The organism is Adhaeribacter rhizoryzae, from assembly GCF_008629685.1.
Taxonomy (GTDB): Bacteria; Bacteroidota; Bacteroidia; order Cytophagales; family Hymenobacteraceae; genus Adhaeribacter; species Adhaeribacter rhizoryzae.
This window is the reverse complement of record NZ_VWSF01000023.1, coordinates 63610-85605: the sequence shown is the minus strand read 5'-3', so window position 1 is coordinate 85605 and position 21996 is coordinate 63610. Positions and strand designations below refer to the sequence as shown.

Genomic DNA, 21996 nt, shown 5'->3' with positions numbered 1-21996 from the left:
TTAGGATTTATCAGACTCCAGGAACGACAAAACCAGATAGATCAAGCTTATATTTTAACTTTTGGGTAGCAACCGTGACCTAAATAAGCTGTTTTAAATTGTAAATAAAATTAAGCGAAACCGAGCAGAATAAAAAACAGGTTTTGCCATTAAGAAACGTTAAAACTTAAGCAGGAATATTGGTTTGGTATTTGCAAATAAGTAATTCTGTTTTTTGGCGTTACCTTATTAATCTATTCGTCGTTATTACACTCGTTTTTCAATTTTGCCGTATTAACTTAGCATCCTGTTTAAACAAATAGTTAATTTTATTCTAATCGAACAAATAAAATGAAAAAACCAATTCTTTATACTTTATCCTTTTTGCTGTCGGCTTTTACCGCGCTACCCGGTAAAGCCGCCGACCCAAACCAACCAAATATTGTTTACGAAGCAACGGTTGATTCTTCGGCTTATACGGTAGAACGGCTGCACGAAGGCTTTAAGAACCCTTGGGGAATGGCCTGGCTACCCGATGGCCGCATGCTGGTAACCGAAAAATCCGGAGAAATATTGGTGTTCAAAAATAATAAGTTTACCGGCGATAAACTGGCGGGTGTACCTAAAGTTTTTAACCAGGGCCAGGGTGGTTTGCTGGACATTAAACTGCACCCCAACTACGCCAAAAACCAGTGGGTTTACATTTCTTATTCTAAACCGGTTGAAGGCGGCGCCACTACAGCTATTATGCGCTTTAAGCTAAAAGGTAACCAGATTGTAGAGGCGAAAGATATATTTACCGCCAAACCGTATATACCGGCCAATTTTCACTTTGGCAGCCGCATTATTTTCGATAAAGATAATTTCCTTTATTTCAGCTCCGGGGAAAGAGGCACCCAACCTAAAGTACAGGAACTCAACAACGATCACGGTAAAATTCACCGGATTTACGACGATGGCCGCGTGCCGCAAGATAACCCGTTTGTGGGCCAGAAAGATGCAAACCCTACCATCTGGACGTATGGGCACCGCAATCCGCAAGGCATGGTGTACGATGCAGCCACCAACCGGATTTGGGCAGTAGAACACGGCCCCAAAGGTGGCGATGAGCTGAACCTGATTGTTAAAGGTAAAAACTACGGCTGGCCTAAAACCTCGCACGGCATTAACTACGATGGCTCTATCCTGACCGAGAACAAAGAATTGCCCGGCATCGAAAAATCGGTGCGGATTTGGGTGCCTTCTATTGCCCCTTGCGGCATGACCATTGTTACCAGCAATAAATACCCGGACTGGAAAGGCAATTTACTCGTTGGGGCTTTGGCGCACCGGCATATTGCCCGGGTACAGTTATCGGGTACCAATTACGTAGCCGAAGAAAAATTAGTACAGGATATTGGCCGCGTAAGATGCGTAGCGCAAGGCCCCGATGGTTACGTATATGCCATAACCGAAGGCCCTGGTTTACTCATCCGGTTAATGCCTAAAAATAGTACGCAGAAAGCGGCTAAATAATCTAATTGATACCCATATTAAACAGAAATTGCGCTTTAAAACAATAAAAAGTAAATATCCACTCACTAGGGTCATTCTGGAAGAATCTTACCAGCAAGTAGCCAATTAGATTCTTTCAGAATGACCGCGATGGTTGGTACAGCCTTTACTTTATTTAAAAGCGCAGTATGCATTTGATAATGATATAAGATTTAAAATCCAACAAAAAAAGCCCCTGCCGCGAGCAACGCAGCAGGGGCTTTTTTTGTTGGGTTAGTTATACCTTAATGCTTATTTTCTGGGCTTGCTTTTGGGCTTTCAGCGCCAGTTCGGTGGCTAAAAAGCAATGTTCCTGCGTCATGGCCGTTTCGGTGCGGTTAACAATATCATCTACCAACTGTTTGCCGTACGGCAGCTCGGTATCTTTGCAGTCAACGTAACGGGTCTCTTTCTGGTCGGTCAAAAACAGGTGGTTGCCGCCTTCCCGACCGGCAATGTCAATATTTTTCCGGATTTCGATAAATCCTTCAGTTCCTAAAATGGTTAAACGGCCATCGCCCCAGCTTTTCAGCCCATCGGGCGTAAACCAGTCTACCCGAATATAACCCGGACCGCCGTTGCCGCGCAGCATGGTATCGCCAAAATCTTCGAACTTAGGATATTGCGGGTGGTTAAAATTACCTACCTGCGAAGCTACAATTTCGGCCTGGGTAGAGCCCGTAAAAAACAAATATTGGTCGAACTGGTGCGAAGCAATATCGCAGATAATACCGCCAAATTTTTCTTTATCAAAAAACCACTCGGGTCTTGATTTGGGGTTCATGCGGTGCGGCCCCAGCCCAATGGTTTGAATTACTTTGCCAATAGCGCCAGCTTTTACCAGCTCGCCTGCTTTTACGGTGGCCCGATTTTCCAGGCGCTCGCTGTACATAATAGAATAAATGCGCTTGGTTTCTTTTTGTACTTTGCGCACTTCGGCCAGTTGTTCTAAGGTAGTTATGCCGGGCTTATCAACCATAAAATCTTTGCCGGAACGCATTACTCTAACGCCCAGCGGCGCCCGCTCATTTGGTATAGAAGCACTTACTACCAGTTGAATAGCTTTATTTTCCAGAATTTCTTTTTCGGTTTTAGCTTGTTTTGCCTGCGGATAACGCTTCTGAAAAGCCGCCGCTAAATCGGGTTCCTTGGCATAAAAACTAACCAGCTCGCCCCCTCCCCGTATTACGGCTTCTACCTGCGAATTAATGTGTCCATGGTTCAGGCCAATAACGGAAAACCGGATACGCGGGGCAGCCGGATTAGCCGTGCTACTGCCTTTAATTTGAATGCCCGGCGCTTTGGTAACAATGCCGGCTTCGGCAGGCAGGGCGTTTGGTAAAGCCGATAAAACCATAATACCGGCCGCCGTGGTAACTGTTTCTTTTATAAATTTCCGGCGGTTAAATTGAGGATCGTTCATGTAAAAATAACTAGTAGTGGTGGATACTTTTGTTCAATTATAAGTAATTCGGATATAAGAAAAAATATAAATCCCAAGATTAAATTACAATTTTTACCATTTTTTTCTCATTTAACTAATATATAAGAATATTGGCTACGATGCTAATTATGGCTCACTATTAATTATTTACAGCAAGCGCAGGCAAAATTAAATAGCATTAGTTTTATACTATTTAACTATGAATAGCAACTTAATTTTAAAGAATTCAATCTTAATTGTAATAAAACTAAAATAAATAAAAGGAGTATGTTAAACTATATATATAGGTGCTGCTTTCACTGGCCGGTGGCGTAGCACTAACTTTTAATATTTTTAAATGTAAATGATTGAAGCATGAAAAAGAAAAATTTACTGCATTTTGCTATTGTTTTGTTTATTGCCCAGGTATTATTTTCGTGTAGTTCCGCAGAATATTACCGGTTAGCGCCGAGTAACGAAAAAGCTTACCAACCGGTAAAAGCAAAACCCGCTCCGGTAGTAGCAGCCACTACGCCTGATGCCACAACCGCACCCCTCACCGATGAAGTTACTTTTAATAATGCACCAGAAGAACCTGTTTTGGAGGCTAGTATTGTAAAAGCGCAACAACCAATAGCAACTAAGCGCCTGGCTACAAAACCTTTAACTCCGGCTAAAAACCAAGTTACCGACCAAAAAGCCTTAACGCCCGAAGAAACGCAAGCACTGGCTTTGGTAAAAAACCGGTTGGCGCATTTAAGTAAAGCAGAGAAGAAAGAATTTAAGACTAACGTAAAAGAGATATTGCAGCAAGATGCCTCTGGTTCGAATATTGTGGAAATCATATTTGCCATTTTAATACCGCCGGTAGGGGTATTTTTGCACGAAGGCATTAACAACCGTTTCTGGATAAGCTTGCTGTTAACTATTTTGTTTTTTATTCCCGGTATGATTTACGCCTTGCTGGTTGTAACAGACACCATCTAAATATTTTTGTAAGAACAGAATATTAGGTTTACCAAATAAAAAAGCCGCTCCTAATGTAAGGGCGGCTTTTTTGTTTGATATAACTTAACTTCAGGTTTGATTAAATTAAGTTCTGTAAGATTTTGCTCCTGGCAGTAAGTTTAAATAATCTTGTTTAACTGATACAAATACTTATTAGTTGGTGCCTTACATTATTGTAGTCATGTTGCGCTTATCGAAACAGCTAAATCTAGTTTTATTTGGTTGTAATAGATCCTTCGACAAGCTCAGGATGACCAAAATCAGGTTTAAGCGCAGTTAAAATTTATAGTAGTATAATATTAATAAAAAAATCCCGGTTGCCTTGCAGCAACCGGGATTTTACTTTTATTATCAAATTAAATAATTAGCAATTAATTTAGTCTTGCAAGCTTACAAAATTATTGTCTTTATCAAACCGCAGTTCCAGTTGGTTCGATAATTCAACATCCTGGTTGGTACCTTCCAACTCCCAGCCCGTAATATGTTCGGTGGTATAATTGGTTTGTACATAGCTGCGGATAGGGCCCGGAATTACGCTGTCGGGTAATTTGGTTTGGCTATCGATCTCGGTTATTTGGCCTTCTTTGTTAAAATCTAACTTGGTGCCATTATTTAAAACCACATCGTATGAAATATTTTTGCCGTTTTCTTCTTTTACTACCGAAGTTACTGTTTCGTTCACAAAATTATTACTGATAAATTCTCTGGCAGTCTGGGGCAAATCTTCGGCTTTTACCACTTCTTCTTTCTCACAACTAGACAAAAAGAAGGTAGCACAAACGGCAGCAATTAAAAAGGATTTACTTTTCATAAGTAAGTAGTTAAAGTTAAATGAATTAATTTATTGGGTAAGAACTTGTTATTCTGATTTCAGGCGCACCTGTAAAATATTGCCAGGTGTTTTTTTGCCTTCGTTGGAAATATACATCTCACCGGCCGGGCTAAACGTAATACCTTCGGGTTGGTTAAACACCTGGTCGTCGAGTTTGTGCCGGGCCAATATTTTACCAGCCGGGCTTATTATAAAAAGCTGCGGGTTAGCACCCTCGGTTAAGTAAATATTGCCGTTTTGTGGGTGCACCGCTAACTCAGATGGCTGCAAAGCATTATTCAGTTTTTTGCCGGCATTATTTTTCAGGTTGGTATCATTTAAGTCTATTTTAAACAAAGGCTGCGCGGCCATTTTTTTGGTACTTAAATTAAAAGCATAAACGCCTTTATAAGTCTGCGATCCGGCTTCGGCTCCTTTTATGGCCAGCAGTAACCGGTTTTGCTTGGCATCATAAGTGAGGCCTTCTACATTGTTGGCAGCCGTTAAAGGAGTAGCATGTTCGGTTACTTTCGGCGATTTGGTATCCAGGTTATCTACTTCGTAAATTTTACCATCACTGCGCACCACGTAAGCTGTACGGCCAACTACGGCAATGCCTTCGTAATCGCCGGCGGCACCAAACGTAATGCTTCGTTCAATTTTATTTGCCGCCGTATCGTAAATAAATATTACGCCATCTTCGTCCTGTACGCAGGCAAACTGGTTATTGCCCAGGTAAGTAATGCCCGATACTTCCAGCAGTATTTCGGGTAAATCCCATTTTTTAACAACCTCTACGGCGCTTGAAGCAACTTCTTTGGTTTTATTATTTTTTTGTTCTTTTTTGGTTTTCCCGTCATCGCCGGAATTACTGCCTTTGGCATTTTCGCAAGACAATAGCAAACCCGGAAAAACTAAACTCAAACAAAATATTTTCAGACTTTTCATAATTTTATTCTTTTTAAGTATTCGGTTTGGTCTGGTAATAGTCAGATTATTTTAATTTAAATATTTGTTTAATAAGCATTTATCTAAATAAACAATCTAACTGTAACGTAATTTACAATTCAAAGGTCGGGTGCAAATCCGGAAACAATCTGGAATTAGCATGTGTGTGGTAGATTTTTTTCAAAAATATTCTTTATAACTTAATTGAAGTATACCGCTATTTGGTGAAGCTGCTGGTACTCATAGGTAATCCGAAATTGGTACAAATCGGCGATGGCTTTGGCAATGGCTAAACCTAAACCCGTAGAACCCGGACTATCGGTGTTTTTATAAAAACGGTTAAATAATTTATGGTCGTTCAGGGGCTCGGCCTTACCGGAATTCTGAATTACAAAAGAATTTTTATCGATGCTAATATTTACCGAGCCGCCCGGCACGTTGTGCATAATGGCATTTTTAACCAGATTAATAATTAAGATTAAAGCTAAATCGGGATTTAACTGTTGCCGGCAAATAGCTGTTTCCTGCACTTGTATGGTAAGATTCCGGTAAGTAGCCTGATCGGCAAAATCACTTACCACCTTTTGCACGGCCTCGTTAATATTAACCTCTTCTACCGGGCCAAACTGCTTGTTTTCTATTTTAGATAATAATAAAAGCGATTTATTCAGGCGGGTTAGCCGTTCCAGGTTTTGCATAACAGCGCCAATCTGGGTGAGCTGATCTTCCTGTAAATTCTGGCCTTCGGCGAGCAATTCCAGTTTATTTAAGCTAATGGCCAAAGGGGTTTGCAATTCATGCGCGGCATTTTCGATGAAAACTTTCTGGCTGGTATAAGTCTCAATATTTTTTTGCAGGAGTTTTTCGATGGTACTATTAAGCAGTTGAAATTCTGTAACCTCGGTAGGTTCTGCCACCAGCTGGCTGGGCTCTTCCAGGCGAAATTCCTGCAGACGTTGTAATAATTTGTAAAAGGGTTGCCAAATGCGTTTGAGCAAAATATTGTTAAGCACCAAAATACTGGCAATTAAACCCAAATACAGCCATAGCAAAGCAAATAGCAAATCCTCAATTAAATCATCTTCTTCTACCATAGAGGTAATTACCCGCAGTTCATAAAACCGGTTTTGGTGCCTGAATACGGTGGTCAGCATCCGGATTGGTTCGTAATCCTGTTCGTTTAGCATGTACATGAGGGTATCCTGGTAAACATCTTTCCGGTGTTGGGCCTGGGCAAAAGAAATTTCTTTCAGGCGGTAATACCCATCTTCAAAATCGCGGCGCGCAAAAACTGTGCTGTCGCGGGCTGCTTTTTGTATTACCAATATTTTCTGATTACCCAGGCCATCGTCCATGCTGTCGTATATTTCGTCGAGCATGTTAAAGTAAAAAATAGCGGCCCAAACCAATATTACCGCCAATAAAATACCGGCCAGGTAAGAGGTAGTGTAATTGAGTAATTTCATGGGGAAGTTAATTTATAACCAATGCCGTAAATAGCCCCGATTTCTACGGCGGCGTGGTGGTCTTTTAATTTTTTGCGCAGGTTTTTAATTTGGGAATAAATAAATTCAAAATTATCGGCTTCGTCTATGTAATCGCCCCATACGTGTTCGGCCAAAGCGGTTTTACTCACCAGCCGCCCTTTGTTGGTTACCAGGTAAAGCAAAATATCGTACTCTTTCCGGTTAAGGGTTAATTCCTGGTTGTTTACCCAAACCTGGTGCTTGTCGGGGTCGAGGGTTAAATTTTGTATTTGTATGAGATTACTGCCTTCGAATATCCGGCGGCGCAACACCGATTTTACCCGAGCGTGCAATTCGGCAATATGAAAAGGCTTAGCCAGGTAATCATCGGCACCCAATTCTAAACCAGCCACTTTGTCGTCTAAAGAATTTCTAGCCGATACTATAATAACGCCATCCGATTTTTTATTTTTTTTGAGGTCTGCTAATAAATGCAAGCCATTACCACCGGGCAGGTTAATATCCAGTAAAATACAATCGTAATCGTAGGCGCCTATTTTGTCTAAAGCCTCGTGGTAATTAGCCGCTTCTTCTACCACGTATTGTTCTTTCCGCAGCGAACTGACAATATTATCCAGCATGTCGGGCTCATCTTCTATTACTAATATTTTCATGGCAATTTATTTAGCTAGTTTGGGGAGTTTAGGCACAATTACGCAGGCAAAACCGGAAAAAGTTAGGAACCGCATAAAAAAAGAAAGTAAAAAGGTTAAAAAACGTATATTTTAGCAATTCCGTTAGTTTTTTTCGTAAGCTGTAATTTCTTAAGCTAATCCATAATAGTTTAGCCGGCTACTCCGGGGTACTATCCCGACACTAAAAATTTTCTAAACGCAACTACCCGTATGAGTTTAACAACCGAAAATATTCTTTTGGTCGGTTCTGTTTTATTACTAATCAGCATTCTGGCCGGCAAAACCTCGTACCGGTTTGGGGTACCCACTTTAATATTTTTCTTGTTGGTTGGTATCCTGGCCGGCTCCGAAGGTATTGGCGGCATTCATTTTAATGATCCGCAGACGGCACAGTTTGTGGGCATTGTGGCCTTAAATTTCATACTTTTTTCCGGTGGCTTGGAAACCGATTGGAAAACCATTAAACCTATTTTGTGGCAAGGTATTACGCTTTCTACGCTAGGCGTTTTTCTGACGGCTATGCTGGTAGCGGTTTTTGTGTGGCAGGTTACCGGCTTTTCGCTGTACGAAGGTTTGTTACTGGGGGCTATTGTATCTTCTACCGATGCAGCGGCGGTATTTTCTATTTTGCGCTCAAAAAACCTGGCTCTTAAAAGCAACTTACGGCCCACCCTGGAACTGGAAAGTGGCAGCAACGACCCCATGGCCTATTTCTTAACCATAGCTTTTACCGGCCTGGTCGTAAACCAAGAAGCCGGTTTGGTAAGCCTTATTCCGTTATTTTTTAAGCAAATAATTATTGGCAGCTTGCTGGGGCTTGGCTTTGGTAAACTTAACCAGATTTTAATAAATAAAATTAAATTAGATTTTGAAGGGCTTTACCCGGTGCTGGTTATTGCGCTCATGTTTTTAACCTTTTCGGCCACTAATTTTATTGGGGGTAATGGTTTTCTGGCGGTTTATTTATCGGCGGTAGTGCTGGGTAACCAAAGCCTGATTCACAAAAAAGCTATTTTTAAAGCTTTCGATGGTTACGCCTGGCTAATGCAAATTGTATTGTTCTTAACGCTGGGCCTCCTGGTTTTTCCGAGCCAGATTATACCGGTTATTGGCATTGGGCTGCTGGTATCGGGCTTTTTAATTTTGGTTGCCCGCCCCATAAGTGTATTTATAAGCTTATTATTTTTTAAAGTTAAAAACCGGAGCCGCTGGTATATTTCGTGGGTGGGTTTGCGGGGCGCCGTACCCATTGTTTTTGCTACGTACCCCATGCTGGCCGGCGTAGAAAAAGCCCAAATGATTTTTAATATTGTGTTTTTTATTTCTTTAACTTCTGTACTGATACAAGGCACTACCCTTACGCCTATTGCCAACTGGTTGCACGTATCGTTACCCAGCCGGGTTAAAAGAAGAACGTCGGTTGATATTTTATTAGGCGATAATATTAAATCCGAAATAATTGAAGTGGTGCTGCCGCCCAATAGCCCGGTAACCGGTAAATCTATTATTCAGTTGGGGTTTCCTAAATCTACTTTAATTACCCTTATAGAACGAGAAGGGCAATATATTACCCCAAATGGCTCCACGGTTTTACACCCACAAGATAAACTCATTATATTATCGGAAAACCAGGATGGCATTAACAAAGCCTTAGAAAGCTTAAAAGTAGAACCGGAAGTTTAAAACGCGAGAATACAAAAGGCGCTTAACCTATTATAATAGATTTAAGCGCCTGAATAAATATTGCCTAAATAACGATTTACTGCGTTAAAAATATTTAAAATATATTAAGTTCAACGTTAAACCAGCACTCCTTCGTCTGCCAGTACACCATCGGCTTCCGGCTGATAAAGCACCTCCTTTATTTTATAGATAAACTTGCAATAAGGCGCGGTCCATACAACTTCGTCGCCGGCGCGGCTGCCCAGAATAGCGGTACCAATAGGCGATAAAACCGATATTTTGCCCGCGTTAAAGTTAGCTTCGTGCGGAAAAACCACGGATAAAATCATTTCGCTGTTACTTTTAAGTTCCTGCACCCGCACCCGTGAGTTCATGGTAACCACCTCGGGCGGAATTGTAACGGAAGGCACGCGTTTGGCTCGTTTTAATTCTGCCTTTAACCGGATATAAGCTGGCATTAAATCTTCATTTTTAGGCTGACCCTGAATGAGCTTAACCAATTGCTGGTAGTCGTCTTCTGTTAAATAAATAGTATTCATGGCAGTTAAGGTTTTATGGTTGATAAAAATTTATTTCCGGCCGCTAAAGCTTTAGGCTTTTAACTTCCGCAATAAAAATTATTAAAACTGGTAAGTCGTAAACCCGGTAAAACCGGTTAATGCTTTTGCTAAAACTTTCTTAATCTTTAGCCGTTTAGTTTAAATTTTTAAAGCAGGCTAAAGTTAAAATTTAGGTGACCGGTTAAAAGACCGGTTCTTTTTTAGCGATAAATTTTGCCGGAAAGAGCCGGCTTACTTGAAAAAGGCTTTAGGAGCCGAATAAAAACAAAGGCAATAGCCATTCAGCACTTCACACTTAGCAGCATGATGCGCGACCGGGTTTAAACCAATAAATGGCTTTGCGTCGGTTTTAACTATTTTCTGTTTAAATGGCATAAGTAAATGCAGGTACTTTAAAAGAAAACGCCGTGCAACGTTAAATATTATACCGGGCAGCCACCATACAGCAATAAACTTTTATATTTTAGTAAACCGGTTAAAAGCCGTTATTTAAACCCGATAAAATTTTACTTTGGGCAACTCTACTAAATTTTAAGAGTAATAAATATTATTTATAAATATTCTTACGTTCTGGAAAAGAACGTTTTGCTTTTCTTTTTTTTCTTTTGGTGGATTTGGGGAATTAAAGCGGTTTGTTTAACCGCAATCCACCCGAATCTTATTCATTTAACAAACTAAAAAACTTATGCATAACATTATCATTAGCGAAAAAGACGCGCTGCGCCTCCGGGAGCGCATACACCACTTCCGGCAGAGTTCCAATAACTACACCAAGGAAATTAACAACTTAACCAAAGAGTTAAGCCGGGCGCAACTTGTAGAACCTACTCAAATTCCGGTTGATGTGGTTACCATGCACTCCGTGGTAAAACTAAAGTACCTGCAATCGAACCAGGAATTAAAGATGGAGATTGTGTATCCGGAAGAAGCTGATATCAAAAAGAACAAAATATCAATATTTGCGCCTATAGCTACTGCTTTGTTGGGCTACCGCAAAGGCGATGTAATTGACTGGGTAGTACCTAGCGGCAAAGTTAAAATCCAAATCGACGATATATTGTACCAACCGGAAGCAGCCGGTGATTTTCACTTATAAAATCAAGCTTTAGGCTATTATTTGCTATTTCTCATAACTCATTAATATACAATCTACTAAAAGAATTTATTTCGGTTATTCAGGAAGTAAACATTTGGTTGTTTGCTAAATAGCTTCCTTCTGAATAACCGGAATAAATTACTTAAACCTCTTTTATTAAACAGTACACAATAACACTTTTTTAAATTATTGCTTCAAAACTGATTAAAACAATATTATACCACATTACTACCAGAAAGCAATTTTACTAAGAACATCATTCCTTACGAGTTCAGTTATATTGCACTTTGGTGTAAAAACTTTTCTCATATTTAATTCCAAAAGCTGATAAAACAAATAGTTGTATAAATATCTGCAATCGTTTAACCTTCTTTTCCATTAATATTTACCCTAAATACCTATCTTTTTATAAGCAGAATTTTTATAAAAATAAAGATTATAGAAAGAGCACCTGTCATAAATTACTCCAAATAAATCTTGATATTTTTTAGTAAAATCATTATCTTTCATTAAAATAATATTATTACATAATCCTGTTGTTGACCTTTCCGCTTTTTTGCTAATAACTACTATATGGCCTTTTAAACTCTAAAACAGTTGCTTTATGGAGCCTGTTACCCAAAAATATTCCGGCAAAGACCTCTACTTCGAAACCATACCTTTTGAGGCCGGCGACGGGTTTGAATGCAGTTTAATTCGTGTAAAAGGCTATAGCGCCGCGAGCAAAGGACCAATATTGCTGGTGCACGGGGCCGGGGTAAGCGCCAGTATATTTTTAGCACCGGTTAATAAAAATATTGTACAATTCTTACTGGAAGAAGGCTACGATGTATGGCTGGAAAATTGGCGGGCCAGCATCGATTTTGCGCCAAATAAATGGACCTTAGACCAGGCAGCTTTATACGATCATCCGGCAGCAGTTAAGAAAGTAGTAGAAATAACTAGCAAGCCTAATATTAAGGCCATCATTCATTGCCAGGGCTCTACCAGTTTTATGATGTCGGTTGTAGCGGGGTTAGTGCCCCAGGTTACCAATATTGTTTCGAATGCGGTTTCGCTGCACCCCGTAGTGCCCGATTTTTCCAGGTTTAAGCTTTCGTTTATGGTGCCGGTAATGAAGCAGCTAACCGAATATTTAAATCCGCAGTGGGGCCTGCAAGCGCCTACCCTAACGGCCAAAATGGTGAATACGCTGGTACAGCTTACCCACCACGAATGCCAGAACAGCGTGTGCAAACAAGTAAGTTTTACCTACGGCAGCGGTTTCCCGGCTCTTTGGCGGCACGAAAACCTGAACGAAGAAACCCACGAGTGGATTAAAGGCCAGTTTGCCGCCGTGCCCATGACTTTTTACAAGCAAATAGCCCGGTCGGTAAAAGAAGGGCACCTCATGTCCGTTGAGCACAAGAAAGAGCTGCCGGAATCTTTTGTGGCAACGGCGCCGGCTACCGAAGCCCGTATTTCTTTTTTTGCCGGCGGTAAGAACCTGTGTTTTCTACCCGACAGCCAAATCAGGAGTTTTAAATATTTCGATGATCTACGGCAAGGTTTTCATGCCTTGCGGGTTTTACCCGATTACAGCCACCTGGATGTTTTTATTGGCAAAAACGCCGATAAAGATGTTTTTCCTTTAATGCTGCAGGAACTTAGTGTAAACTAATAAATTAACGTACAATCCTATGGCTATTCCTAAAAGACTCTTGAAACAGGCAGGCAGGTACGCCCGCGTAGATGGCATTCCGTACCAATTGCCTATTAACTCCGACAAAGCTGCGGTTATTATGGCGGCTTTTCCGGCCAATTGCCAGAAAGCCCGTAACCTTTTACCCGGCAACGAAGTGCACCCGGTTCGGCTCTGGAACGGCAAAGCCGTATTTATTTTAACCGTAGTAGATTACCGCATCACCGATATTGGCAAATACATAGAATACAGTATTGCTTTGGCTTGTACGCACGGCAGTAAACCCGCTCCCAAAGTACTGCCGGCATTATTCATCAAAACTTTTGGAACCGGGCAATATATTCTGGATTTGCCGGTAAGTACCGAAATATCGGTAAAAGGCGGCAAAGGCATTTGGGGCATGCCCAAGCACCAGGCTAACCTCGATTTTGTGGAAGGTCCCGAAATATTGAGCGCGCAGTACGACCAAGACGGCCAAATGATTATGCGGCTTGATATTACCCGTCCCTCCCGCATTTTTATGCCCATGAACATGGGTGCCGCTAATTATTGCCGTTTCCGGGGCATGCTCATGAAATCGTATATTTATTTTAAAGGCAAAGCCGGCCTGACTTTATTTAAAAAAGGTGCTGCTAAAATTACTCTGGGCAACCATCCTAATGCGGCGCAGCTTAAATACCTGGAAATTGAAGAAGAGCCAATATTTACCGCTTACCTGCCCGAAACTACCGGCATTCTGGATGATTATTTTGAAAGCTGGTTTTTAAGCTACCCCGAATTACCGGAAAAAACCGGTGAAGGCCTGGAAAGCGTGTACCATTTAGGCTACGGAGAAGAATGGTTAGAAAAGCCTAATCGCCAAACTGCCAAGCAACCCCAAACTGCAGGAGTTTAATATTTAACCTTAAATCAGATGCACAGCGAAACCAAACACACTTTACTCGGGCTAAATCATTCCCTGTTGTTTTTGTGCACTTCTATGTACCTGGGCACGGGCTGGTCGTTAATTCTTTTCTCTTTCCCGATTGTGCCGGAACTCACGCCCGCTAATTATTACCTGCAGTTCGTGCCCCAGGTAACGGCGGCCACTCAGTTTTTTACTTACATGACGGTGGTAATGCTGGCAACGGCCCTAATTATGATAATTGCGGAGTGGCGGAGTGCTTTGCGCTGGTTCCCGATTGGGGTAATAGCCGGGGTAATATTGGCTACAGCGCTTACTATTATTTACATAATACCTTACAATGAGCAAATGGCCGCCGGTATAACAGATGCTGCTGTATTGCAAGGTGTACTCGAAAAATGGACGCGCTTAAACGTAATCCGGGTTAGCCTCTGGAGCGGGCAGTGGCTGTGCATGATGGCCTATTCTTTTATTAAATATAAACAAAGCTTTAAGGCAATAAATAAACCGGTTTATAATCAGCGCAATGCCCAGGTTGCTGCCTAAGTTGCTTTTGTTTATCTCCGGGGTAACGGTTTTAACCGGCGCAGTGCAGGTGGTGGCGGCACCGTTGGTATTAAATATTGTAGGTGCCCGAACAGATAAAACCAGTGCTCATTTTTTTGCCATCGTGGGCATGTTCATGGTTTTGTTTGGTGGTTTGCTTTGGCAAAGTTTAAAGCGGCCATTGGGGCCGGAGCCAATATTCTGGTGTGGCTTACAAAAATTTGGCGCTGCGGTTGCCATTGGGTTAGGTGTTCGGAACGGTATATTTTCCAGCTTAGCCTTAAGTGTGGCTTTGTTCGATTTTGTATCTGGCATTTTAATATTTACCTATTGGCGAAATTTTAAAAATAAAGCATGAAGGGGCTGGCCTATTTTTTCTTCTACACTTACGTGGGGTTGCTGGTAGTAGCGGGTTTGTGGGGAGCTTTTATAGGGGCCAGAATAGACCAGAAAATGCTTTTCGATTTTGATATTGAAAGTGTAAACGCGACTACCGCGGCCAGCATTTTAACCCAGTACCGGTTTTTGCGGCTCATAGAATTTGGGTTTGGCTTGTTCGCGCTCCTGTTTACCCGAGAGGTATTTTCGCTAATAAAGTTTAACCGCCTGTTTTTAGGCGTGATGTTTTTAGGCGTATTAGCCCGGGCCGTGTCTTACTTGATAGATGGTCCGCCCAATTGGTTATTTTACTTTTTTGCGCTTTACGAATTAATAGGCGTTGTCCTGATTTTTTTATATACCCGAAACAAACTGCAACCGCATGGAAAATATACCTAAACCGCTCCCATTCCGGGTTCCGGAAGGCTACCAAGGCCCCAAAAGGTCTTTGGTGCTGGCGGGCGGCGGCATGCGGTTGTCTTACCAGGCCGGCGTGTTAAAGGCTCTGGAAGAACACGGCTTGCAGTTTACCCACGCCGATGGTACTTCGGGCGGCATCTTTACCTTGGCCATGCTGCTATCGGGCCTGAGCACTGACCAAATGTGCCACAACTGGCGCACGCTCAATAGTAAACACTTTGTATCTTATCTGCCTTTCCGGAAATATTTAAATCCTTTGCGGCTAGCGGCCTTTGGCGATGCCGATGGTATTCGTTATAAAATATTGCCGCATTTGGGTGTAAATATTGAGCGCATACAGGCGGAACAAGCATTAGCCGGCACTTTTAACGTGTGCAATTATTCCGAGAAAAAGAACGAAGCTATTCCGCACCAAAATATTACCCTGCCGCATCTGTTGGCCGGGGTTTCGCTGCCCATGTTTATGCCGGCCCTGAAAATTAACCACAACTGGTACATCGATGCGGTCTGGATAAAAGATGCGAACTTACTGGAAGCAGTGCGAAGAGGCGCCGAAGAAATCTGGGTGGTGTGGACCATTGGTAATATTTCGGAATACAAAAACGGCACGTTTAACCAGTATGTGCAAATGATTGAAATGAGCGCCAACGGCGCACTCTACGCCGAACTCGACTATATAACCGAACTAAACCACCGGATTAGCCGGGGCGATTCGCCTTACGGCCAACAAAAAACTATTCAAGTTCACCTGATAAAGCCAGCTTACCCGCTGCCGCTGGACCCGGACCTATATTTTAACCGGGTAAACGCCACCACCTTAATCGATAGGGGCTACGCCGATGCCAAAGAATATTTGCTAAACCTGCCCCCCGAACCAGTTGCCACCACTAATCTATCCACCAAAATGAAATCTCAAGGCATTGCTTTCTCTTGCCGGGCCAAGCTTTCCGGTAAATTATTTAACCAATTGGCGGTGCTGCATTTATCGCTCACCATTCACGATATTCAGGATTATGTGCAAACAAATCAGCCTTACCAATTAAACGCGAGTTTAAGTTTTCCGGAGGGGCTGCGCATTTATTATGGGTTCAACGGCGAACTAACCGTGCAACGCAACGATACCGGCCAAGACAAACTGGTTCAGTTTCAGTTCCGGGCCGAAATGGAAGGAAAATCTTACGTGGTTACCGGCAGCGCAGTATTCAACGGCCGTTTTTTATCGGGGTCCGGTAAAAAAGCAGAGGTTAAATTGTACGCCGGTACCAGTCCGGTAGGCCGTCCCCTGCAAACCGCTGAATTTAATATTAGCGTAGCCGATTGGGTTTACCTGCGCCGGAGTTTAAGTGTGTACAACGCCAATGGTTGGTTTGAGCGGCGAAGGGCGAAAAAAACACTTAAAAGTTACTTCTTCAGCGATAATTAATATTTATGTTCAACCATTAAGTAGTTGTGCTATGGCTCAGGTAAAAGCTGCCGAAAAACAGGTAAAAGTCGCTGAAAAGCAGGCTAAAGCGGCCGAAAAAATTAAAAAGGCTGTCCTGGAAGATCCGTTTGATTATACCCCAAAAAAAATGGTGGGCTGGTACGATGCCCGGCAGCTATTGGGCACTGCCGTAAAAACCGTCATTTCCTCCGTATTTGGTTCTTATTCCGATAAACGCGAAATCCAGGCTTGTCTGGCTAAACCCGATACTTACGATTACAGCCACCTGAACGAAGCCTGGGTTGATTATATGTCGGATACCGGCGATGGCTTCCATTCTACTTTTACCATGGCCAATTTGCTTTCGGAACCGGAACGGGAAGTAGGCGGCTACCCCACGTTTAAAGGCGATATTCTAATATTAGGCGGCGACCAGGTTTACCCTGTAGCTAACCGCAACGATTATAAAAACCGTTTTCGCGGACCATTCGATTCAGCTTGCCGGCATCAGTACGAGCAACAGAAAGCAGCGAATAAATTATTCGAAAAAGAACACCATGTTTTTGCCATACCGGGTAACCACGATTGGTACGATGGCTTATCTAATTTTATTAAAATATTTTGCCAGGAACGCACCATCGGCAGTTGGCTTACCAAACAACAACGCAGTTATTTTGCCATTAAACTCCCCCATAATTGGTGGTTGTGGGGCATCGATATTCAACTCGAAGCCGACATTGATCACCCGCAACTCCAGTATTTTGACAAGATAGCTGCTAAAAAAATGCAGCCCGGCGATAAGGTAATATTGTGTACGGCCGAGCCCAGTTGGATTTTTACTTCGCGGAACAACGATAAAACGTACGACAACCTCAAGTTTTTTGAGCAGCGCTACATTGTGCAAAATGGTTTTGAACTGGTTGTTACTTTAGCCGGCGATTTGCACCATTACGCGCATTATGCCTTAACCGAAAACGGCAAAACTTACCACAAGATTACCTCGGGGGGTGGTGGCGCCTTTTCGCACCCTACCCATAATTTAAAAGATGAATTAAAACTGCGCGAAGGTAAATTTAAACTACAGGCTACTTTCCCCACCAAAGCTCAATCGCGCCTCATGGCCTTGCGCACGCTTATTTTTCCGTGGTTTAATTTACAGTTTGCAGCTTTCATGGGCTTTTTTTACCTGCTGTTTGCCTGGCTTTTGCAGGAGAACGATCATGCGTTTGTAACTATCATCAACCAATACCCTTTAGATTTAAACGGATTTCTCAATTACACCAACCACGTGTTAAATATTATATTGTTTAGTCCGTTTATGGTTTTCTTTATTGGGCTGGCCATATTTGGCGTTACCAAATTCACCGATACCAAATCCAGCCGAACGCCATTTTTATGGTTGTTGGGTTTGGTGCATGGCTGTGTTCATATTCTGAACGGTTTTTTACTCATTAGGCTTTGTTCCAGCCTGGCCTTTTCTATGGAAATAAGTTTGTGGCGCCAAATAGGAGTTTTAACCGTTGCCTTGTTTGTAGCCGGCGGGCTAACCGGCTGCATTGTAATGGGTACTTATTTATTTATATGTAACCTGGTATTTCGCATTCACGACAACGAAGCTTTTTCTTCTTTTAAATATTCTGGCTATAAAAATTTTCTGCGGCTGCACATTACGGCCGAAGCCTTAAGCATTTACCCCATTGGCGTAGAAAGAACCGCTGTTTGGAAAAAAGAAGGCAAAATATATCACCCCGACCAAAAAGTAAAAACCAAATTAGTAGACGAGGTTATCACCATAAAAACAAAAAAATATGAAGAAGCACCCCAAAGCGTACCTGTCCTTACCCATAACGGCTATTAAACCTTTTTACGATGTGATGGTAATTGGCTCGGGTTACGGAGGCAGTATTGCCGCCTCCAGGCTGTCGCGGGCCGGTTTAAAAGTTTGTTTACTCGAAAGAGGCAAAGAATACCAACCCGGCGATTACCCCGACGACCAGGTAGAAGCAGCCAAAGAAATGCAGGTAAATATGCCGCATAAACACTTGGGTTCTACCACGGCCTTGTATGAATTTCATGTAAATAAAGATATTAACGTTTTTGTAGGCTGCGGTTTGGGCGGCACTTCGCTCGTAAATGCCAACGTGTGCATCGAGCCTGATAAACGTGTTTTTGAAGATGAAGCCTGGCCCAAAGAAATCCGGGAAGATTTAGCTTCTTTTGAGCGGGGCGTACAGCGGGCAAAGGATATGCTCAAACCAGAATATTACCCGGAAGGTAAAAACGGCTACCCCAAACTGCCTAAAACCGAAGCTATGAAAGTAGCGGCCAAAGCCCTGAATGAGCCTTTTGCCTTTGCTCCCATTAACGTAACCTTCGAAAATAAAATAAACCACGTGGGGGTAGAACAGCACAAATGCGACCTCTGCGGTGACTGCGTTACGGGCTGTAATTACGGGGCAAAAAATACGACCCTGATGAATTATTTGCCTGACGCCCGCAACCACGGTGCCGAAATATTTACCGAAGTGGCGGTACAACACCTCGAAAAAATAAACGACCAATGGGTAATATATTACCGGTTGCAGGAAGCCGGCCGCGAAAAGTTTAAAGCTCCTCTTTTGTTCGTCCGGGCCAATATGGTTATTCTGGGCGCCGGCAGTTTGGGCAGCACCGAAATATTGCTTAAATCTAAACAAAACCGTTTGCACCTATCGAACATGCTGGGTCAGCGGTTTACCGGCAACGGCGATGTACTGGGCTTTGGCTTTAACAACGACTTAGAAATAAATGGCGTGGGCTTTGGCAAATACAAACCCGGCGAAAAAGTTGAAGCGGTAGGTCCCTGCATTGGTGGTATTATAGATATGCGCGGCAAAGAAAACCTGGAAGAAGGCTACGTAATAGAAGAAGGTGTTATTCCGGGGGCTTTATCGGGCATTTTACCGGGCACTTTTATAACCATAGCTAAATTAATGGGCAAAGATACCGATGCCAACTTAAAAGACTTTGCCCTGGAAAAACTCCGGAAACTGAAAACCAAAATATTAGGGGCTTACGAAGGCGCTTTAAAAAACACCCTTACCTATTTGGTTATGTCGCACGACGATGGCAATGGCAAATTAAGTTTAGCCCACGACCGCATTCGGGTAGATTGGCCGGCCGTAGGCAAGCAGCCCATATTTAAAGTGGTAAATGATAAATTAAAAGAAGCTACCAAGGCTTTGGGCGGCACCTACGTTACCAACCCATCGTGGAGCAAAGCCATGAATTTTGATTTAGTAACCGTTCACCCACTGGGCGGCTGCGTAATGGGCGAGCACGCGGAGAAAGGTGTGGTAAACCATGTAGGTCAGGTTTTTGCCTCTGAAACCGGTACCGAACTGCATAAAGGTTTGTACGTAACCGATGGGGCCATTATTCCGCGCTCGGTGGGCGTTAACCCACTGCTTACCATTTCGGCGCTGGCCGAACGTTCCTGCGAAATTATTGCCCGGGATTATGGTCTAACTTTTAATTATGATTATCAGGCAGTGAAACCGCAGGAAAAAAAGGTAAAACCGGTAGGGCTGCAATTTACCGAAACCATGACCGGCTTTTTTTCTACGGAAGAAAAAGCCGACTTCCAAAAAGGCCACGACTTGGGCAAAAGCAAACTTTCGCCGTTTACCTTTACCCTAACCATTGTATCAGAAGACTTAGAGCAAATGCTGAACTCCGACCAGCACGAAGCCAGAATGGCAGGAACCGTTACCGCTCCGGCCTTGTCGCCCAAACCTTTAACCATTAGCGAAGGCAAATTTAATTTGTTTGTGAAAGACGAAAACGATCCGGACAAACTGAAAATGCAGTACCAAATGAAGCTGCATACCGTTGGCGGCCACGCTTATTTTTTTACCGGTTACAAAGAAGTTGCCGACGATAAAGGGTTTGATGTTTGGTCCGATACCTCTACCCTGTTTATAACAATTTACGAAGGGATTGATGATACTGGTCCGGTAGCCGGCAAAGGCATACTGAAAATATTGCCCAAAGATTTTCAGAAACAAGTTACTACCATAAAAGCCTTACATGCGGGTAATGCTTTGGAAAGTGCCAAAGCCATTAAAGATTTCGGCCTGTTTTTCAGCAAAGCCCTTTATGCGCAATATTTATAATTAATACTCCGGAAAGGGTAAAGCTTGTTTCCGGAGTATTCATATTTTTTAAGTAGGCAATATTTCTCTAAACCATGAAAAGCCGTAACCTGCTTTTGCTTTTATTGCTCGTGTTCTTCTTGTGGAGCAGTTGCGCAGAAAAAATTGGCGCAAGGTTTACGGCCGGCGTAAAAAAAGAATTACCCAATTCCTACCTCGATAGTACGGCCAAAGTTCTATCGAACACGGTGGCCCGGAGTGTGCTGGCCACCGTGTTAAACGATAGCGTGCAAACCCGCATCCGGGCGCAGGTAGATTCTTTGGGCCGCCAGCTAGACCAACAGGCACTCGCTACCACCGTTCGGGTAAGAGATAGCCTCTTAAGCGCTTACACCCAAAGGTGGCTCGAAAGAATAATTCAAAATACAACGAATGATTTAAATACAAAGGGCCTTTCTTTTTTAGATAATGTTCGCGGCGAGGAAACAAAATTATTTGTAGCGGCCCTCCGGGACGAGTTGTTAAACGACATTTCCTTGCAGCGTGCGGCTATTTTCCGGGACGAATTGTTGGGTAATAATACCCACGTTTTGCTAGATTCGTTGGTACAAAAAATAGCTACCGGCCTTATTCAAAAACAAGTTAATCCTAATATTGCCAAAATAAACGCGCAAACCCAGGCAAGAATAAAGGATATAAAAAGATTAGCTTTTGGGGCCGGCGGCGTAGCCTTACTTATTGGCATAATTGCATTTATACTATTCCGGCAAGCCCGCAAACACAAAGCAACCCTTAAAGTAATTACCCACCAAATAGATAAGATTCCGGATCAGGCAGCTTACGATAAGTTGGTGGGTGCTATCCGGACGGAAGCCCAGATAAAAGGCTTAGAACCGCATTTGCAGCAAATATTGAAAGAAGAAAAAATATACCAGCAACCGCAGTGGCAAGAAAAAGACTTTCAGGCCCTGCACCTGATTACCCAATATTTAAATAAACTAAGCCACGAAGAAGCTGGTCAGGAAATATTGCAGGGCTTAAAAGCCGAATCGGCCAAAGTAAACCTGGATGCGCACCTGAATAGCCTGATTAAACGCGCAGACAATATACCGGAGAAAGTTTAATCCGGCAGAAGCGCCTTATTCTTATTTTATTCTGAAGGTTCTTAAACAAGCTCTAACCTATATATTGCAATCAACCCTTGCTGTAAAGCTTTATTCAATATGCTGCCTCTGTAAAAAAATTATTTTGGGCTTGCCTTTTCTTGTTTAATCCCGTAAGAAGGCTACAGATACAATCCTAAAATAAT

General features: G+C 42.6%; 19 protein-coding genes. 13 read left to right on the top strand and 6 right to left on the bottom strand.

What is annotated here, in order from left to right:
* The first annotated feature begins 330 nt into the window (after positions 1-330).
* Complete coding sequence (locus tag F0145_RS21525) at positions 331-1494, top strand: PQQ-dependent sugar dehydrogenase (protein WP_150091861.1); 1164 nt, start codon at positions 331-333, stop codon at positions 1492-1494.
* 256 nt (positions 1495-1750) lie between these two features.
* On the opposite strand, the gene F0145_RS21520 is transcribed toward F0145_RS21525, so the two are convergent.
* Positions 1751-2935 carry a Gfo/Idh/MocA family protein gene (locus F0145_RS21520; RefSeq protein WP_150091859.1) on the bottom strand — a complete coding sequence of 395 codons (1185 nt, stop codon included), beginning with the start codon at positions 2933-2935 and terminating at the stop codon, positions 1751-1753.
* 375 nt (positions 2936-3310) lie between these two features.
* Between F0145_RS21520 and F0145_RS21515 the strand changes: the two genes are divergently transcribed.
* On the top strand, positions 3311-3922 hold the full coding sequence (locus F0145_RS21515; RefSeq protein ID WP_150091857.1) for a YqaE/Pmp3 family membrane protein: 612 nt from the start codon (positions 3311-3313) through the stop codon (positions 3920-3922).
* A gap of 397 nt (positions 3923-4319) precedes the next feature.
* Here F0145_RS21515 and F0145_RS21510 read toward each other — a convergent pair whose 3' ends face one another.
* The 4 genes from F0145_RS21510 to F0145_RS21495 all read right to left on the bottom strand — a co-directional run bounded on the left by F0145_RS21510 (position 4320) and on the right by F0145_RS21495 (position 7842).
* Positions 4320-4754 (bottom strand): PepSY-like domain-containing protein, encoded by a 435-nt coding sequence (locus F0145_RS21510; protein WP_150091855.1) that lies wholly within the window; start codon positions 4752-4754, stop codon positions 4320-4322.
* Between the two features lie 48 nt (positions 4755-4802).
* A complete protein-coding gene (locus F0145_RS21505; RefSeq protein ID WP_150091853.1) occupies positions 4803-5702 on the bottom strand; it encodes a hypothetical protein in 900 nt (299 codons plus the stop codon).
* A 200-nt stretch (positions 5703-5902) separates the two neighbouring features.
* On the bottom strand, positions 5903-7168 hold the full coding sequence (locus tag F0145_RS21500) for a sensor histidine kinase (RefSeq protein WP_150091851.1): 1266 nt from the start codon (positions 7166-7168) through the stop codon (positions 5903-5905).
* Complete coding sequence (locus F0145_RS21495) at positions 7165-7842, bottom strand: response regulator transcription factor (RefSeq protein WP_150091849.1); 678 nt, start codon at positions 7840-7842, stop codon at positions 7165-7167. Before F0145_RS21495 ends, F0145_RS21500 begins: the two co-directional genes overlap by 4 nt.
* A 231-nt stretch (positions 7843-8073) precedes the next feature.
* Between F0145_RS21495 and F0145_RS21490 the strand changes: the two genes are divergently transcribed.
* Positions 8074-9546 carry a potassium/proton antiporter gene (locus tag F0145_RS21490; protein ID WP_150091847.1) on the top strand — a complete coding sequence of 491 codons (1473 nt, stop codon included), beginning with the start codon at positions 8074-8076 and terminating at the stop codon, positions 9544-9546.
* A 116-nt stretch (positions 9547-9662) separates the two neighbouring features.
* Here F0145_RS21490 and F0145_RS21485 read toward each other — a convergent pair whose 3' ends face one another.
* Entirely contained in the window at positions 9663-10085 is a 423-nt protein-coding gene (locus F0145_RS21485) for a GreA/GreB family elongation factor (protein ID WP_150091845.1), read from the bottom strand.
* Positions 10086-10791: 706 nt separating this feature from the next.
* Here F0145_RS21485 and rnk point away from each other — a divergent pair.
* The 10 genes from rnk (at position 10792) to F0145_RS21435 (ending at position 21811) form a co-directional block, all read left to right on the top strand.
* Positions 10792-11202, top strand: coding sequence for a nucleoside diphosphate kinase regulator (gene rnk, locus F0145_RS21480; RefSeq protein ID WP_150091843.1), 411 nt, complete (start codon positions 10792-10794; stop codon positions 11200-11202).
* 604 nt (positions 11203-11806) lie between these two features.
* On the top strand, positions 11807-12862 hold the full coding sequence (locus tag F0145_RS21475) for an alpha/beta hydrolase family protein (protein ID WP_150091841.1): 1056 nt from the start codon (positions 11807-11809) through the stop codon (positions 12860-12862).
* Between the two features lie 19 nt (positions 12863-12881).
* Positions 12882-13778 carry an acetoacetate decarboxylase family protein gene (locus F0145_RS21470; RefSeq protein ID WP_150091839.1) on the top strand — a complete coding sequence of 299 codons (897 nt, stop codon included), beginning with the start codon at positions 12882-12884 and terminating at the stop codon, positions 13776-13778.
* Between the two features lie 18 nt (positions 13779-13796).
* Positions 13797-14333, top strand: coding sequence for an anthrone oxygenase family protein (locus F0145_RS21465; protein WP_150091838.1), 537 nt, complete (start codon positions 13797-13799; stop codon positions 14331-14333).
* Entirely contained in the window at positions 14314-14691 is a 378-nt protein-coding gene (locus F0145_RS21460; protein ID WP_150091835.1) for a patatin, read from the top strand. The genes F0145_RS21465 and F0145_RS21460 overlap by 20 nt, the downstream gene beginning before the upstream one ends.
* Entirely contained in the window at positions 14688-15110 is a 423-nt protein-coding gene (locus F0145_RS21455; protein WP_150091833.1) for a DUF4345 family protein, read from the top strand. The genes F0145_RS21460 and F0145_RS21455 overlap by 4 nt, the downstream gene beginning before the upstream one ends.
* Positions 15094-16554: a patatin-like phospholipase family protein gene (locus F0145_RS21450; protein WP_150091831.1), complete on the top strand. Its 1461-nt coding sequence runs from the start codon at positions 15094-15096 to the stop codon at positions 16552-16554. The genes F0145_RS21455 and F0145_RS21450 overlap by 17 nt, the downstream gene beginning before the upstream one ends.
* 31 nt (positions 16555-16585) lie before the next feature.
* Positions 16586-18412 (top strand): metallophosphoesterase, encoded by a 1827-nt coding sequence (locus F0145_RS21445; RefSeq protein ID WP_190277613.1) that lies wholly within the window; start codon positions 16586-16588, stop codon positions 18410-18412.
* A complete protein-coding gene (locus F0145_RS21440; protein ID WP_150091827.1) occupies positions 18363-20708 on the top strand; it encodes a GMC family oxidoreductase N-terminal domain-containing protein in 2346 nt (781 codons plus the stop codon). The genes F0145_RS21445 and F0145_RS21440 overlap by 50 nt, the downstream gene beginning before the upstream one ends.
* A gap of 74 nt (positions 20709-20782) precedes the next feature.
* The gene (locus F0145_RS21435; RefSeq protein ID WP_150091825.1) at positions 20783-21811 is read left to right on the top strand and encodes a hypothetical protein; all 1029 of its coding nucleotides are present in this window, start codon (positions 20783-20785) and stop codon (positions 21809-21811) included.
* Positions 21812-21996 lie beyond the last annotated feature (185 nt).